Here is a 14,758-nt window from a genome sequence, read left to right on the forward strand (position 1 = left end):
ACGCCGTGCAGTACCTGGTCGCGCTCTGGGACGGCGGAGGCACCGTTCCCGTGGAGGTCGGCGTCGTCCGCCGGCTGGTCGCCCGCGGGCACCGGGTGACGGTCCTCGGCGACCCCACCCTCGCGCCGGACGTCGCGGCCGCGGGCGCGGAGTTCCGCAGCTGGACCCGGGCCCCGCACCGGACGTCCCAGGCGCTCGAGGACGACGTCATCAAGGACTGGGAGTGCCGCACGCCCGTCGCCCTGCTCAACCGTCTCTGCGAGCGCATCATCACCGGGCCTGCGGCGGATTACGCCGCCGACGTCCGCGAGGCACTGTCGACAGCCCCGGCCGACGCCGTCGTCGCCAGCGGGCCCCTGCTCGGGGCACTGGTCGGGGCCGAGTCGATGGGCCTTCCCGCCGTGGCTCTCTGCGCCAACATCTACTCGCGTCCGGCACCGGGCATCCCGCCCTTCGGCAGCGGCCTGGCCCCCGCTCGCGGGCCGCTGGGCCGGGCCCGCGACCGGGCGATGAACGCGCTCGCCACCGCGCTGTGGAACAGGAACCTGCCGCCTCTCAACGCGGCCCGGACCGCGCTGGGGCTCGAGCCGCTCCGGGAGATCTGGGAGCAGTGGGACCGGGCCGCCCGGGTGCTGGTGCTCACCTCGCCCACGTTCGACCTGCCGGCCACGCTGCCGGACAACGTCCGCTACGTCGGACCGGTGCTCGACGACCCGGTCTGGTCCGAGCCGTTCGAGCCCCCTGCGGGCGTCGAGCCGCTGGTGGTCGTGGGCCTGTCGAGCACCTACATGCAGCAGGCCGCCGTGCTGCGCCGGATCGTCGCCGCTCTCGACACGCTGCCGGTGCGGGGCGTGGTCACGACGGGCCCGGCCGTGGACCCTGCGGAGGTCCCGGGGACGGCGAAGGTGCACGTCGTCCGCTCGGCGCCGCACGCCCGGCTGTTCCCCGACGCCGACGTCGTGATCACCCACGCCGGGCACGGCACCCTGATCAAGGCGCTGGCGGCCGGCGTGCCCACTCTGTGCCTGCCGATGGGCCGCGACCAGGGTGACAACGTCGTGCGGGCCGCCCGGCACGGGGCCGTGATCGGCCTCAAGCCCGCGGCCCGACCGGAGCGGATCGCGGCGGCCGTCCGACAGCTGCTCGACGACCCCTCCTACCGCCGGAACGCCCAGGCTCTCGGAGCGGTGTTCCGCGCCGACTCGGCGAGCACCGCGCTCGTCGACGAGGTGGAGAGCCTGGAGCGCAACGGCGCGCCCTCAGGCCGGCTGGCCTCCTGACGTCTGCCCCGACCCACCCCCCACCCCCACCCCCACCCCTGGAGATGCGACATGACCAGAACCCTCGTCGCCCGGACCGACGGCCGCGGGCAGTTGCTGCTCGAGGGCCAGGCCGCGGCCCCCGACGGCCCGGTCGACCTGACGATCATGTGGGCGATGCACCGCGGCTTCCGCCGCGACCTCGAGAACTTCGTCCGCGCCGCCGCGGCCACCCCGGTCGAGGACCGGGCCACCTGGCGGAGGCTCTACGCCCGCTGGGGGCTGTTCTCGACGATCCTCCACCACCACCACACCGGGGAGGACGCCGGGCTGTGGCCCCTGCTGCTGGCCAGGGTGGACGCGGCCGGCGACGCGGCCGGGCGGGCAACGCTGGAGGCGATGGCCGCTGAGCATGCCGGCATCGACCCGTTGCTCGCCGCCTGCTCCGTCGGTTTCGCCCGGCTCGCCGGCACGGCGGACGAGGCGGCCCGGTCGGCACTGGCGGCCGACCTCGCCGCCGCTCGCGACCACCTCGGCCGGCATCTGCAGCACGAGGAGCGCGACGCCATGGCGATCCTGCAGGAACACCTGCAGCACGCCGACTGGGAGCGGATCGGCGAGGAGTTCTTCGAGCCGGCCTACTCCCGGGGCGACCTGCTCACCCTGGCGGCGTGGGTGCTGCACGGCCTGCCGCCCGACGCACTGGCCCGGATGCGTGAGCAGCACCACGGGCGCGTGCTCGTGGCGGTGTGGAAGCTCGTCCTCCGCCGGCCGTTCGAGCGCGCCGAGCGGCGGGCGTTCCGCTACGCCTAGGAGGACCCGTCCCCCGCACGCTCGACGTTGGCCTCCGGACGGACCATCAGGGGACGAGCACCACCTTGCCGACGGTGCTGCGGTCGGCGAGCCTGGCCAGGGCCTGGGGCGCCTGGTCCAGGGGAAGGCTCTCCCCCACCAGCGGGTCGACCGCTCCGGACTCGACCAGCTTCACCAGCTCGTCGTGGATGTGGCCGATGAGGGACGGCTCCATCTTCCGGTAGAGCCCCCAGTGCAGGCCGACGACGCTGTAGTTCTTCACCAGCAGGTGGTTGGCCGGGGCCTCCGGGATGCGGCCGCTGGTGAAGCCCACCACGACGATCCGGCCCTCGAAGGCGATGCACTTGCGGGACTTGTCGAAGACGTCGCCGCCGACCGGGTCGTAGACGATGTCGGCGCCGTGCCCGCCGGTCACCTCCTTGACGATGGGGACGAAGTCCTCGGTCGTGTAGTCGATGACGTGGTCGGCGCCGAGCTGGCGGCAGACCTCCGTCTTCCGGGCTCCACCGGCGGTCGCGATCACCTTCGCGCCGGCGGCCTTGCCGAGCTGGATCGCCGCCGTCCCGACGCCCCCGGCCCCGGCGTGCACCAGCAGCCAGTCGCCGGCCTGGATGTTGGCGCGGCGGTGCAGGCCCGCGTAGCCGGTCTGGTAGGTGAGGTAGAGCGACGCGGCCTTCTCGTCGGTCATGCCGTCGGGCACCGGCCAGGCGTTGTCGGCGTCCATGAGGGCGTACTCGGCGAAGGCGCCCGGGCCGCCCGACGGCGAGCCGATCACCCGCTGACCGGTCCCGACGATCTCGCCGCACAGTTCGACGCCGGGCGTGTACGGCAGCGGCGGCTTCTCCTGGTACATGCCCATGGCCATCAGGACGTCGGGGAAGTTCAGTGCCGCCGCCCGGACCTCCACCAGCACCTGGCCCTCGCCCGGGGTGGGCTGCTCGACCTCGTCGAGGCTCATGACCTTCGAGGGATCGCCGAGCTCGTGTACCCGCCATGCACGCATGACCCCGACCCTGCCAGACCGCCCGAGGCCACCCTTCAGGGGCCCGCACCGAGCGTGCGAGGCGTGGGGCGACGGGTGGTCCTCCCTCAGCGCATCGACGGCGGGCGCAGGGCTTCGGGGACGACGGCGGTCTCGCCGCTCGCCGTCTTCGCCGACGGCACGCCCTTGAACTTGTAGGGCACCGTGCCCACCCCGGGCTGGATGACGTACGCGGCACCCGGCTGGCCCGAGGTCCACGCCATGACCATGGCGTCGGCCACCTCCTCGGCGGAGAGCACCGGGAAGCCGGCCTGCTGGAACTGGTCGCGGATACGGTCGATGATCGCGGTGTCGGCGAACCCCGGGCAGATGGCGGTGATCGTCGTCCCCTCGGCGGCCAGCCGCGGCGCCATCGAGCGCACGAAGGCGATCGCGCCGCCCTTGGCGACGCTGTAGCCGGGGTCGGTGGCCATCGGCGAGAGCCCGGCCAGCGACGCCGTCACCACGATGGCTCCTCCCCCGGCGCGCTTGATGGCCGGGCGGGCCGCCTCCACGCCGTAGACGACGCCGAACAGGTCGACGTTCACGACCTTCATGAACTCGTCCATGTCCAGGACGTCGTCGGACTTGGCCGCGGAGATGCCGGCGTTGAGGTAGGCGGCGTCGAGCCGGCCGTGCCGCTCCTCGATCTCCGCGACGACGGCCCGGTTGGCGGCGCGGTCGGTGACGTCGAGCGGGACGAACTCGCAGCCGAGGTCGTCGGCGACCTGCCGGTTGCGCTCGCCGTCGAGGTCGGTGAGGACGACGGTGACGCCCAGGGCCCGCAGCTTCCTCGCGAGGGCGCGGCCGAAGCCACCGGTCCCTCCGGTGATCAGGGCGACGGATCCGGGGGCGGGCGTGGTGTCGGTCACCCCGGCATCACATCACGCGTTCCGGAGGAACCGGTCGAGGACCCGGATGCCGAACCGCAGCGACTCCACCGGCACCCGCTCGTCGATGCCGTGGAACAGGGACGCGAAGTCGAGGTCGGCCGGCAGGCGGAGCGGGGAGAACCCGAAGCAGCGCATGCCGAGGCGCTCGAAGCTCTTCGCGTCGGTGCCGCCGCTCATCGTGAAGGGCACCGGGCGGGCACCGTCGTCCTCCGACTTCAGCGCGGCGACCATCTGGTCGACCAGCGGGCCGTCGAACGTCGTCTCGACGGCGTTGTCGAGCACGATCCACTCGCGCTGGATCCCCTCACCGATGAGGCCGGCCAGCTGGCGTTCGAACTCCTCCTGCTGGCCGTAGAGGAAACGGCCGTCGACCGTCGCGCTGGCCGTGCCCGGGATGACGTTGGCCTTGTAGCCGGCGTCGACCATGGTCGGGTTGGCCGTGTTGCGCAGCGCGGCGCCGATCATGCGGCTGATGCTGCCCAGGCGGGCCAGCGCCTCCTCGGGCTGGTCCGGGTCGATCTCGATGCCGTAGGCGTCCTCGACCGCGGCGAGGAACTGCCGCATGGGCGGGGTGAGCACGGTGGGCAGCCGGGCCGACCCCAGGCGGGCGACGGCCTGGCACAGCCGGGTGACGGCGTTGTCGTCGTGCACGAAGGAGCCGTGGCCGGGCTTGCCCGTGGCGGTCAGGCGCATCCACGCCAGGCCCTTCTCCGCCGTCTGCACCAGGTAGAGGCGCAGGTCGTCGCGCACGGTGATGCTGAAGCCGCCGACCTCGCTGATCGCCTCGGTGCAGCCCTCGAACAGGTCGGGGTGCTCGTCGACCAGCCAGCGGGCGCCGAGCCGGCCTCCGGCCTCCTCGTCGGCGACGTAGGCGAGCACGATGTCCCGCGGCGGCTGGACGCCGGTGCGGGCCCAGTCGCGGACGAGCGCCAGCACCATGGCGTCCATGTCCTTCATGTCCACCGCGCCGCGGCCCCAGACGTAGCCGTCGCGCTCCTCGCCGGAGAACGGGTGGACGCTCCACTCGGCGGGATCGGCGGGGACGACGTCGAGATGCCCGTGCACCAGCAGCGCCGGGCGGCTGCGGTCCGCGCCGGGGATGCGCGCGACGAGGTTCGCCCGGCCCCGCTCGGACTCGTGGATCTCCGAGTCGATCCCGACGTCGGCGAGCTTGCAAGCCACCCACTCCGCGGCCGCCCGCTCCCCCGCGCCGGTCGCCGTGTCGCCGGTGTTGGTGGTGTCGATCCGGATGAGGTCGGAGAGCAGCTCGGCGACCTCGTCCTGGGCTGCGGCGAGGGGCGGGGCGGTCGGCTCGGCCATGGCGTGATCGTGCCACCAACCGGGCGCATCGCCCGCCCGGGTGAATCGATACTCCTCCGTCCGCGGCCGGTCGCCGATGCTGGACCCGTGAGGATCGGACAGGCACTCCGGGCGCGGGACCCCCAGGTGGCGGGGCACAGTCTCCGGCTGATCTCACTGGTCTGCGCCGCCGTCGTCTCCGGCTGGACTTCCTTCCAGCCGCCGGGCACCGACCCCACCGTCCTGCTCGCCCACTGGCTGGTGGTCGCCGCCCTCGTTCTCACCGCGGTCCTGTGCACCGTGCTGCCCGCGGACGTGCTCGACCGGTTGGGCATCGGCGTGGTCGGGACCGTGCTGGGTGTCGTGCTGATCTGCGCCCTCAACCTGCTGACCCACGACACGTCGGCTGCGGCGCAGGCCTTCTTCGCCTTCCCGGTCCTGTGGGCCGCCTCGAACCTCCGAGCGACCGGGGTGGTGCTGGTGACCGCTACGGCGCTGGCCGCCGACTGCGCTTCGCTGTTCGTGCTCCTCCCGCCGGCTCTGGCGCTCACCGACTTCGTCTTCGTCGGCGCCGCGCTGACGACCATGGCGGTGATGCTCGCCCGCGCGAACGCCAAGCACGACCGCCTCGTGCGGGCGCTCGAGGCGCAGGTGACCGTCGATTCACTCACCGGTCTGGCCACCCGCCGCGCCTTCGACGGCGCTCTCGAGGCAGCGCTGAGCCGCTCGGTGCCGGGCGGTACCGCCCTCGTCCTCATCGACGTCGACTCGTTCAAGTCGATCAACGACAACCACGGCCACCCGGTCGGTGACGACGTCCTGGTCCACCTCGCGGGCGTCCTCCGCAGCCGGGTACGGGCCGAGGACGCCGTCCTGTCCCGGTTGGGCGGTGACGAGCTCGCCGTCCTTCTGCCGGGCTGCGGAAGAGACGTGGCGGCGCTGCGCGCGGAGCACCTGCTCCAGGCCGTGCGGTCGTCACCGATGACGCTGGCCGATGGAACCCTGCTGGCGCTGTCGATCAGCGTGGGCGTGGCGCACCTGCCGCAGCACTCCAATGACCGGCGCGGCCTCTACGTGGCCGCGGACAGCGCGCTGTACGAGGCCAAGCGCGCCGGCCGGGGCCGGGTCTCCGTCGCCGCGACGTGAGCGGCGGGGGGTGCTTCGGACCGCTCAGCGGTTCCGGTAGTCTGGTCGGGCACTCGTCCGGGTGGCGGAATGGCAGACGCGCTAGCTTGAGGTGCTAGTGCCCTTTATCGGGCGTGGGGGTTCAAGTCCCCCCTCGGACACCAAAGGTTGCACATCAGCTGCCGCCGGGACCGGGCGGCCTTTCACGCGGGCACGACTGGCCCTGGCCCAAGTTTTCGACGACCCGTTTCCGCGCGCTGGGCACGGTCCCCGGGTTTCGACACCCTGAGTCCCGGACTTGCCGGGCGGTTCCCCCCATCTCCGCGTTCAGGCTGGTCTCGATGCATGTGACCACTACCGTCCGGGTTTGACGCCCCGGGCGGAGGACCTGCTACGTGCGTTTGGCAGATCGGTGTACGCGCGGCGGAACGAGGTGGCCCCGGTCCACAGCGACGCGCCGATCAGTAGATAGCCGGCGGCGAGCGTCAGCGTCGCCAGCGGCCCGAGCACGGGCACCAGTGGCCCGGCGAACAGCACGAAGGCCACAGCGCCGCCCGCGAGGGTCAGACCGGCCGCCGTCGGCAGCACGCCTGACCGGGTGAGCGCGGCCCCGAGCAGTGCCAGCCCGACCAACCACAGCAGGGCCAGCCCGGCAGTCAGGCGGACCGCCCAGGAAGTGGTCACCGGCCCGTCCCAGTCGAACACCGCGGGGTTGTCCCGCGCCAAGACCGGCAACAGAATGGCCTCCGCATAGGCGACACAGCCGGTCATCACCAGGCCGGGAACGGCCAGAGCGAAGCCGACGGCACCGAGCCGCCCCAACAGATCCGCGCGCCGGGCGTAGAGGCCGGTCAGCCCCATCAGGGTGAGGACGACGGCGACGGTGCCGGCAGCATGCATCGGTACCCACAGTGTGGAGTTCAGCGCCGCGTCGGCGAGTGTCGTCTCGAAGATGTCCGGGTGCAGGACCCCGATCGGCAAGAGCATCCCGGCGGCAACCCAGCAGCCGCCGGACCAGCGGTCCAGCCCGGTACCCGAGGTCTCGCTCCGGTCCGTCGTGGTCATCGGGGCCCTCCCTGAAGTTGGTCTTCCGGCCTGCACGATCGCCGCGGAACGGTCCGCGACATTCAGCAGCCCCGCACCCGAGACCCTCGTTGCGACCCGCCCCCCCGGCACCCTCGGCGTCCCGCCGGATCCGGTGCAGCAAGGCGACCGACACGATCGATCCGGGGAAGTCGGCACTGCCAGACGTCCCCCGCACGGGCAAGGGCGACCCTCGCCGCTGCGCCGCAGCGGCGACGAGGTGGGTGCCGCGTCGGCCGGCAGCCCCGCTGACCGGATGCCCCCTGCCGGGCGCGCCTAGCCAAGGCCAGCCTCGCGCGCCCGGACGATCGCCTGCGACCGGTCGGCGACCTGCAGTTTCGCGAAGATGCTCGAGATGTGGTTCCGCACGGTCTTGGGACTCAGGAACAGCCGGGCGGTGATCTGCGGATTGCTGAGGCCCTGGGCGATCAGGTCGAGGATCTCCCGCTCCCGTGCGGTCAACTCGGGGAACGCGCGGGCCGGTGCTTCCGGAGTGTGACCTGCGAAGAAGGCCAGCACGCGGCGCGCGACCGCCGGACTGAAGATCGCCTCGCCTCGGCCGACCGCCCGGATCGCGTCCAGCACGTCTTCCTCGTCCGCGTCCTTGAGCACGTAGCCCTTCGCCCCGGCGCGCATCGCCGCGAACACCGAGTGGTCGTCCTCGTACATGGTCACGACCAGGACGCCGGCGTCCGGGGCGTGCTCGAGAATGCGCCGGGTGGCCTCGATCCCCGAGATACCCGGCATCTGCAGGTCCATGAGGACGACGTCCGGCCGCAGGGCGGCTGCCCGGTCAACCGCCTCCTGACCGGTCGTCGCCTCGCCGGCGACGGTGAGTCCGGGCACCGCGCCCAGCAGTGCGCGCAGGCCACTGCGGAAGACCGGGTGGTCGTCGGCGATCAGGACGCGCAGAGAGTTCACCTCGCCACCTCCCCGCACGGGAGCCGGGCCAGGACCCGGGTGCCGCCGTTGGTCGGAGCCTCGACCGTGAGCGTGCCTCCGAGCTCCTCGGCCCGTTCACGCATGGACTGCATCCCGACGCCGGGGAGTTGGCCCGGCGACAGCCCCGTCCCGTCGTCGGCCACCTCGATCGCCAGTTGCCGCCGTCCCGGAGGCCCGTCGAGCCGGAGCCGAACCCGGACGTGACGGGCCTCCGCATGACGAGCGGCATTTGTGAGCGCCTCCCGCGCGATGCTGTACGCGGCGACTTCCACGGCGGCGGCCAGGGGCGGCAGGGGGTCGGCGGCATCCACTTCGACGTGCATCCCCCAGCCCTCGGCGCCGCCTTCAGCGGCCCGGCTCCGCTCGACGTGATCGGAGATCGCCGGGACGAGACCGAGCTGATCGAGCGCGGGGGGCCGAAGGTCGTAGGCAAGACTGCGGACTTCGGCGACGGTCGCCCGCACGTCCTCGCGGACCTGGTGGAGCAGCTCGTGGGCGGAGGAGTCCCGGGGCAGCAGCCGACGGACGGCACCGAGCTTGAGCACCGTGCTCGAGAGCGCGGGCCCGACCCCGTCGTGCAGTGTCCGTCGCAGTCGGCGGCGTTCCTCCTCGCGCGCGCTGATCAGCCTCTCCCGGGATCGCTGGAGGTCCAGCGTGAGCCGCGCCGCCTGGACGGCTACACCTGCCTGGCGGGCGAGGTCGGCGAGCAGCTGGCGTTCGGCAGGGTCAAAGCACTCCCCGACCCGCCGGGGGCTGACGACCAGCCGGCCGAGCGACTCGCCGCCGTGGGTCAGCGGCAGCAGCAGGGGTTCTCCGACCGGAGCTCCGACCATGGCCCCGCCCTCGAAGCCGCTGTTCGCGGAAGCGTCGTGCCGACGTAGCTCGACGGCCACGTGCGGCAGCTCCAGGGTCCGGGCCACCGTGTCGGCGATTGCGAGCAGAACGGCGCGGGGCTCCAGGGCGGCCTCCACCTGCCGACCCAAGGTCGCCAGCACGGCGTACGGCTCGTGCCGTTGACCGTGCATGAGCCGGTCGACAGCCCGCTGGAGGCGGCTACGCAGCGGGGCGAACAGGACGGCGATGATCCCGGTGGCGACCAAGGACACGAAGAGTTCGTCCTCGGGCGACACCAACGCGCCCACTCCCGCCACGGCGAGCACGTAGCCGCCGGTGACGACGGCGACCAGGGTGCCGTAGACCAGGCTGCGGTTGAGCACCAGGTCGATGTCGTAGAGGCGGTATCCGAGCACGGCGATCGCCGTGGCAACCGGGATGGAGGGCACCGCCACCAGCCCGAGGACGGCCAGGACCGTGCCGAGGAGGCCGCCGTCGGACACCGGGAGTTTCTCGGACGCGACCACGAAGATCACGGTGAGGGTGACGGCCGCGAGCAAACAGGTGATCTGCCGGCGCTCTGTGCCTCGCGCCCGGTGGAAGCGGAGGCACAGTGAAGCCGCGGCGCACGAGGCGGCGACCAGCAGCAGCGGCACCGCCACGACGTCGACCAACCGGGCCCAGGTAGGGGCCACCAGATACTCGGCGGCACCTGCGGGGTCGAGCAGTGCCGTTCCTCGAGCGTTCCAGAGCGGCACAGCCAGCAGTGCGCTGCTCAGGCCGATGGCGAGGCCGCCCAGCCAGGCGACCGGCCACCAGCGGCGGGACGGGAGACGGCCGGTCGGGAACAGCAGGGGCAGGAAGACGACGAGAAGGCCGAACCCCGGGGCCCAGATCCACTCCTTCAACCAGGCTGCCTCCGCCCCGAGCGGCGGCACGCCGGGCCGGGTGCGCAGGCCATGGATGCCGTACTCCTCGGCGAGTACGAGCACCCCCTGGCACACGGCCGCAGCGCAGAACAGCCACCCGAGGGGATGCTCCGGCCGCCGAGCCGCGATGAGTCCGCCGACGGCGGCGCAGGCCAGGGAAAGCAGCACTAGCGCGGCGATCCCCTGGTCCACGACCATCGCCCCGGGAGTGCGGCCATTGAGGGAGGCCAGCCAGACCGTGGCCACGGCCAGGGCGCCGCTGAGCGTGGTCGTCGACCAGGCCAGCACGGTGGCGGCTGGGCGGTGCCGCCGCAGCGAGCCGTGGAGGCGGTTCCGGGTCGCCGCGGTACGGTCCGGACGGACCTCCGCGCCGGGCGGAGTGCCGTCCGTCCCAACCGTCATGGCGGGCCTCCTGCCGCTGACCCCAAGATGCAGGCTAGTCCGCGCGGGTGCTCGGCTCGGTGTCCGGCGACGCGACCGGAGCCGCCGACCCGGAACACTGCGCATTGGACAGGAGGGCGTAGGCCACCGCCCACCACGGGAGACCGAGGAGCACTCGTGCCTCACCGGCGAAGTCGACCAGGACGTAGGCCAGCGCCAGAACGGCGGGGTAGCTGGTGACCAGGACGCCGCACCAGCGAGGCAGCACCCGCGCCCGAAGCGTGGCGATGCCCAAGAACGGGAACCCCACGAGCCAGCCCACGAACGCCCCGTACTCGAGGAGGTCGAGCACGAGGACTCCGCCCACTCGCAGCACGTACAGCACGGCGGCCACCAACAGGCAAGCCGTGCCGGCGAAGGCGGCGGCGAAGCCGGCGGTTCCCAGGCGCCCGTGGCGAGGTGCCTGTGCGGCATGGAGCCCCACCAGGGCCGCGAGCACGCCGGCGAAGGCGACTGCATCGGACGACTCGATCAGATACCAGGACAGCGAGCCCTCGGGACCCATGTTGCGGCCCGGGAACACGAGGGCCAGGACAGCCGAAACGGAAAATCCACCCGCCGCCACGAAGGCTCCATGCGCACCCCGTTCTATCGCTGACGTCGACATGACGGATCCCTTCTGAAGACCGCCCCGCTGGAACGGGCCGCGTTGCCCGGGTGATCGCCCGGTAGCGGAAGCGTCGCCACCCAGGCCCTCCGGTGTCCTGGGACGACGGCCCTGTTTCCGGGCCCAGATCGGGGAGGACTGGCCTGCGTCTTCGCCGACTACCTCGACGCAGCCGCTCAGCGGGGGCCTGGAGGGGGAAACCTCTGATGTGCACCGGAGAACACCTGCTGGGCGGCTGAGGGCCCCAGTCACCAGCAGGCCGCAACCCGGATCAACAGCGTTTCGTGCTTGCTCACGCGAGCTACGGCTGGCCCGTCGTGGGCTGACGCGGCCGGGATCCGGGAGCGCCCTACCGGGCGGGCTCACCACATCCGCCGTGCGGATGCAGGACCGTCACACGTGCCGCACGAACTCCTCGATCGCCTGCGGGACCGGCATCGCGGTGGTGGGACAGCGGCTCACCGCTGCTCCGTCCCAGGTCGAGATTGCGAAACCCGACCGCATGCGCCGCAGAAGGCCTCTCGCGCGGCCATCTGATGTCCACCACTGGTCGGTCACCGGGATCAGAGGCGTGTGCGTATGTACCGTGTCGCCCCTCGGACACCAGTTGATGCACACCGCTCGGGCGCCTGCTACACGGTTCCTCGCGGCAGGACCCATCGGTGCTCGAGCTCGAGTACCTCGGCAGCGACCTCGAAGTCTGCGTCGTAGTGCAGGATCGTCAGCCCATGATCAGCAGCGAGTACGGCCGTTAGCAGATCGACGATGCCCACCGCTCGATGCCGCCCCGTGCGAGCCAGCACGCGCTGCGCGTCGAATGCCCGCTGCCAGTGGTCATCGTCGGTCGGCAGGTACTCGTACGCCTCGCGGCGGTCGGCCCGCACCTGCTCGTACTCCGCCGGGCTGCGGGTGCTGTAGAGGGCTTCGGCATCCAGGCCGGCGCAGGTGGCCACCAGGCCGCCGGTGATGAGCGGCTCGACGCGTTCGGTGACCGCGGGCAAGCGCATCCGGGCGGCCGCGCTGGTGTCGATGAGGAACCGCGCGATCACCGCCACACGTCAGCTCGCTGCTCTGGTTCTGCCATCGCCTCCAGGCCGCCATCGCGGAGCCATGCCACCTGGCGGGCACGTGCGGCCGCGTGCGCGGCTTGCTGCAGCGCCGCGCGGACCGTGTCCGATATACCGCTGGTGTTCAGCTCCCGCTGCGCTCGAGCCAACAACTCGTCGTCGAGATCGATCAACCGCTTCGTCACCGAACTGACCCATCGTCGGTGTATATACCTTGATGGATGGAAGTATAGACACGGAAGGTGTCAGCGGACCAGCGTCCCGATTCAGCTAGCGCGGGTTCATGACCCGCTGAGAAACCGCCCACGTGGTGTGCGTATCTAGCGTGTCGCCCCTCGGACACCGGATTGATCCCCCACGGTCCTGAGGCCGGTGGGGGTTGCGCTGGTCCTGACGTCGGCGCATCTGCTGGATGCATGACCCCAGTCAGACCGCGGCTGGCTCCCCAGCAGCGAGAGCCTCGACATCGGCCGTGGTGAGCGGCCTGCCGCCGATGCCCCGGATCGCGCCACCTCCTACCTGGTCACACTGTGGGCTGCCGCGCAACGTCGACGGCCGTAGCCGTGTGCGCATGTACCGTGTCGCCCCTCGGACCCCGGGTGGAACCCCCGCGGCTCTGCAGCCGTGGGGGTTTTCCCGTCGATCGGGTCATCGCCTCGGCTTCTTCTCGCTTGAGCTGATGCTGCCGTCGTCCCGCGCGGTGCCACGGCCCCGAGCGAGGGCGGCACCGACGATGCTCCAACGCGGTGTTCGCGTGGCCGCACCACTCCTCCTCCACGCCCGTCGCCTTGGGGACGACATCGCGGGCGAAGTAGGCCGTGGCTCGGCGCAGGATCTCGTTCCCCCGCTCCAGCGGCTTGTTGCGCCGGCGCAGCTCGCGAAACTCCGCCGCTACGTCCGGCCTGCCCGCACCACCCCCATCGTTCGAGGGCTGGGGCACGAGGGAGTCGTCTACGTCGGCGATCTTCAGCCAACGGCGCAGGCAGGACTCGGAGATCCGAAGTCGCGAGCGACCTGAGATCGACGCTGGGGTCGGCAGCTCGCAGACCTATGCGCGGACGTGGACGACCATCCCACTGCGGGGAGAGGTCGGCATCTGCGTCAGGTCGACCGTGAGGTCCTGCGGCGGGACGTCATGGGACAGCTCCGCGAGCAGGCCGACCGCGCGCTCCAGCAGCCGGACCGTCGGCCACTCGCCCGCGCAGCGGTGGGTCGCCGCGTGGTCCCCGCCGCCCTGCGGCACGAGGTCGAACGGCCCCGGGCTCCTCTCCCGGAACCGCTCCGGACGAAAGACCTCGGGGTCGCCCCAGATGCGCGCATCGTGGTTGGTTGCGTACAGGTCGAGCAGCAGCCACTCGCCACGCCGGAAACTGCGGTCCCGCCAGACGAACTCCTCCGCCACCCGGCCGCCCACCACAGGGAAAAAGGCATAGAAGCGACGCACCTCTTGCGCGAAGGCGCGCAGGGCGTCGTCGTCGGTCAGCCGCGCGCGCTGCTCCGGGTGCTCGTGCAGCGCCAGCGCGGCGAAGACGATGAACCTCCCGATGGCGACCGTCGGGCGGAGCACGTTGATGAGCTCGACCGCGGCGACGGCGGTGCTCAGTAGGTTGCCGTCCAGGCCGCGGTGCGTGGCGACCACACGCAGGGGCCGTTGATCGTCGACGTCCAGCCGGCCGCTGCGCACCTGGTCGACGAGCCCACGCACCCACTTCTCGGCCGAGTGCCGCAGCAGCTGGCCGCGCCAGTTGCGCGGGCCGAAGGCACCGGCGCCCTCGAACATCGATACGAGCTGCCGGGTCCGTTCGGGCACTTCCTCCTCGGCCAGCGGCACTCCGCTCCACGCGCACACCGTGCGGCACAGCACCTCGTGCACCGCGTCGAGCAGGACAACGTGCTCCTGCGCGGCCCAGCGCCGCTCGGCCTCGCCCCACTCCTGCTCGAACAAGGCAACCAGCTCGTCCAGCGCGGCCGGCGTCATCATCGACAGGAACATGGCCTTCCGGTGCCGGTGCTCCGCACCGTCCAGTACCTGCACGCTGCCGACGTCCTGCAGCAGGGCGAGGTTCGGGAGCGGCAGCGCACCCTTCCGGGTCAGCCGGTCAGGCGTGTAGAAGTGCCGCGCCGCCTCCTCCCCGTAGGTGAAGGTGGCACGGGTGAGCATCAGTCTGGTGTCGAACAGATCGGCGCCGGCCCGGGCGAACCGCCGTGAGCCGAATCGGTAGCCCTCCCACAGGAGGCTCACGCTGCTGTCGACGAGGTCCAGGACCGGGGCCGCCGCCTCCACGACCCGGCTCGTGGCCGACGACATCTGCCGTACCACACCGTTCAGGTCCATCCGTGCCCCCTCGAATCTCGCCTCGTCCTAGCCGATCGGCGGTGAGCCAAACCGGCTCCGCGACGTCAAGGGAGGGTGGTCACCCCTGCCGTTCCCCACCGGGCGTCGGC

At 72.1% G+C, this 14,758-nt stretch carries 13 protein-coding genes and 1 tRNA gene; 4 read left to right on the forward strand and 10 right to left on the reverse strand.

Annotation, left to right across the window (positions count from 1 at the left end):
• The first annotated feature begins 5 nt into the window (after positions 1–5).
• Positions 6–1,280: a nucleotide disphospho-sugar-binding domain-containing protein gene (locus ACFSHS_RS07400; RefSeq protein WP_376873649.1), complete on the forward strand. Its 1,275-nt coding sequence runs from the start codon at positions 6–8 to the stop codon at positions 1,278–1,280.
• A 51-nt stretch (positions 1,281–1,331) separates the two neighbouring features.
• A complete protein-coding gene (locus ACFSHS_RS07405) occupies positions 1,332–2,072 on the forward strand; it encodes a hemerythrin domain-containing protein (RefSeq protein WP_376873651.1) in 741 nt (246 codons plus the stop codon).
• Positions 2,073–2,118: 46 nt separating this feature from the next.
• On the opposite strand, the gene ACFSHS_RS07410 is transcribed toward ACFSHS_RS07405, so the two are convergent.
• The 3 genes from ACFSHS_RS07410 to ACFSHS_RS07420 all read right to left on the reverse strand — a co-directional run bounded on the left by ACFSHS_RS07410 (position 2,119) and on the right by ACFSHS_RS07420 (position 5,306).
• Positions 2,119–3,075: an NADPH:quinone oxidoreductase family protein gene (locus tag ACFSHS_RS07410; protein WP_376873653.1), complete on the reverse strand. Its 957-nt coding sequence runs from the start codon at positions 3,073–3,075 to the stop codon at positions 2,119–2,121.
• Between the two features lie 86 nt (positions 3,076–3,161).
• A complete protein-coding gene (locus ACFSHS_RS07415; RefSeq protein ID WP_376873655.1) occupies positions 3,162–3,965 on the reverse strand; it encodes an SDR family oxidoreductase in 804 nt (267 codons plus the stop codon).
• Between the two features lie 12 nt (positions 3,966–3,977).
• Complete coding sequence (locus ACFSHS_RS07420; protein ID WP_376873657.1) at positions 3,978–5,306, reverse strand: M20/M25/M40 family metallo-hydrolase; 1,329 nt, start codon at positions 5,304–5,306, stop codon at positions 3,978–3,980.
• Between the two features lie 87 nt (positions 5,307–5,393).
• Between ACFSHS_RS07420 and ACFSHS_RS07425 the strand changes: the two genes are divergently transcribed.
• Positions 5,394–6,431, forward strand: coding sequence for a GGDEF domain-containing protein (locus ACFSHS_RS07425; protein ID WP_376873659.1), 1,038 nt, complete (start codon positions 5,394–5,396; stop codon positions 6,429–6,431).
• A gap of 55 nt (positions 6,432–6,486) precedes the next feature.
• Positions 6,487–6,574, forward strand: a tRNA-Leu gene (locus ACFSHS_RS07430).
• Between the two features lie 190 nt (positions 6,575–6,764).
• Here ACFSHS_RS07430 and ACFSHS_RS07435 read toward each other — a convergent pair.
• The 7 genes from ACFSHS_RS07435 to ACFSHS_RS07465 all read right to left on the reverse strand — a co-directional run bounded on the left by ACFSHS_RS07435 (position 6,765) and on the right by ACFSHS_RS07465 (position 14,648).
• The gene (locus tag ACFSHS_RS07435) at positions 6,765–7,475 is read right to left on the reverse strand and encodes a hypothetical protein (protein ID WP_376873661.1); all 711 of its coding nucleotides are present in this window, start codon (positions 7,473–7,475) and stop codon (positions 6,765–6,767) included.
• A gap of 294 nt (positions 7,476–7,769) precedes the next feature.
• The gene (locus ACFSHS_RS07440) at positions 7,770–8,414 is read right to left on the reverse strand and encodes a response regulator (RefSeq protein ID WP_376873663.1); all 645 of its coding nucleotides are present in this window, start codon (positions 8,412–8,414) and stop codon (positions 7,770–7,772) included.
• Positions 8,411–10,600: a sensor histidine kinase gene (locus ACFSHS_RS07445; RefSeq protein ID WP_376873665.1), complete on the reverse strand. Its 2,190-nt coding sequence runs from the start codon at positions 10,598–10,600 to the stop codon at positions 8,411–8,413. The genes ACFSHS_RS07440 and ACFSHS_RS07445 overlap by 4 nt, the downstream gene beginning before the upstream one ends.
• Before the next feature lie 34 nt (positions 10,601–10,634).
• A complete protein-coding gene (locus ACFSHS_RS07450) occupies positions 10,635–11,162 on the reverse strand; it encodes a hypothetical protein (RefSeq protein ID WP_376873667.1) in 528 nt (175 codons plus the stop codon).
• 716 nt (positions 11,163–11,878) lie between these two features.
• On the reverse strand, positions 11,879–12,295 hold the full coding sequence (locus tag ACFSHS_RS07455; RefSeq protein WP_376873669.1) for a PIN domain-containing protein: 417 nt from the start codon (positions 12,293–12,295) through the stop codon (positions 11,879–11,881).
• Complete coding sequence (locus ACFSHS_RS07460; protein WP_376873671.1) at positions 12,292–12,498, reverse strand: DUF2191 domain-containing protein; 207 nt, start codon at positions 12,496–12,498, stop codon at positions 12,292–12,294. Before ACFSHS_RS07460 ends, ACFSHS_RS07455 begins: the two co-directional genes overlap by 4 nt.
• An 863-nt stretch (positions 12,499–13,361) precedes the next feature.
• Positions 13,362–14,648 carry a cytochrome P450 gene (locus tag ACFSHS_RS07465; protein WP_376873673.1) on the reverse strand — a complete coding sequence of 429 codons (1,287 nt, stop codon included), beginning with the start codon at positions 14,646–14,648 and terminating at the stop codon, positions 13,362–13,364.
• Positions 14,649–14,758: the final 110 nt, after the last annotated feature.

The organism is Blastococcus deserti, assembly GCF_042682525.1.
In the GTDB taxonomy this organism is placed as follows: Bacteria; Actinomycetota; Actinomycetes; order Mycobacteriales; family Geodermatophilaceae; genus Blastococcus_B; species Blastococcus_B deserti.

Excerpts from the sequence above, each read along its gene's own strand:
- ACFSHS_RS07420 (WP_376873657.1), bottom strand. The coding sequence starts at position 5,306 with ATGGCCGAGCCGACCGCCCCGCCCCTCGCCGCAGCCCAGGACGAGGTC.
- ACFSHS_RS07410 (WP_376873653.1), bottom strand. The coding sequence starts at position 3,075 with ATGCGTGCATGGCGGGTACACGAGCTCGGCGATCCCTCGAAGGTCATG.
- ACFSHS_RS07405 (WP_376873651.1), top strand. The coding sequence starts at position 1,332 with ATGACCAGAACCCTCGTCGCCCGGACCGACGGCCGCGGGCAGTTGCTG.
- ACFSHS_RS07465 (WP_376873673.1), bottom strand. The coding sequence starts at position 14,648 with ATGGACCTGAACGGTGTGGTACGGCAGATGTCGTCGGCCACGAGCCGG.
- ACFSHS_RS07435 (WP_376873661.1), bottom strand. The coding sequence starts at position 7,475 with ATGACCACGACGGACCGGAGCGAGACCTCGGGTACCGGGCTGGACCGC.
- ACFSHS_RS07445 (WP_376873665.1), bottom strand. The coding sequence starts at position 10,600 with ATGACGGTTGGGACGGACGGCACTCCGCCCGGCGCGGAGGTCCGTCCG.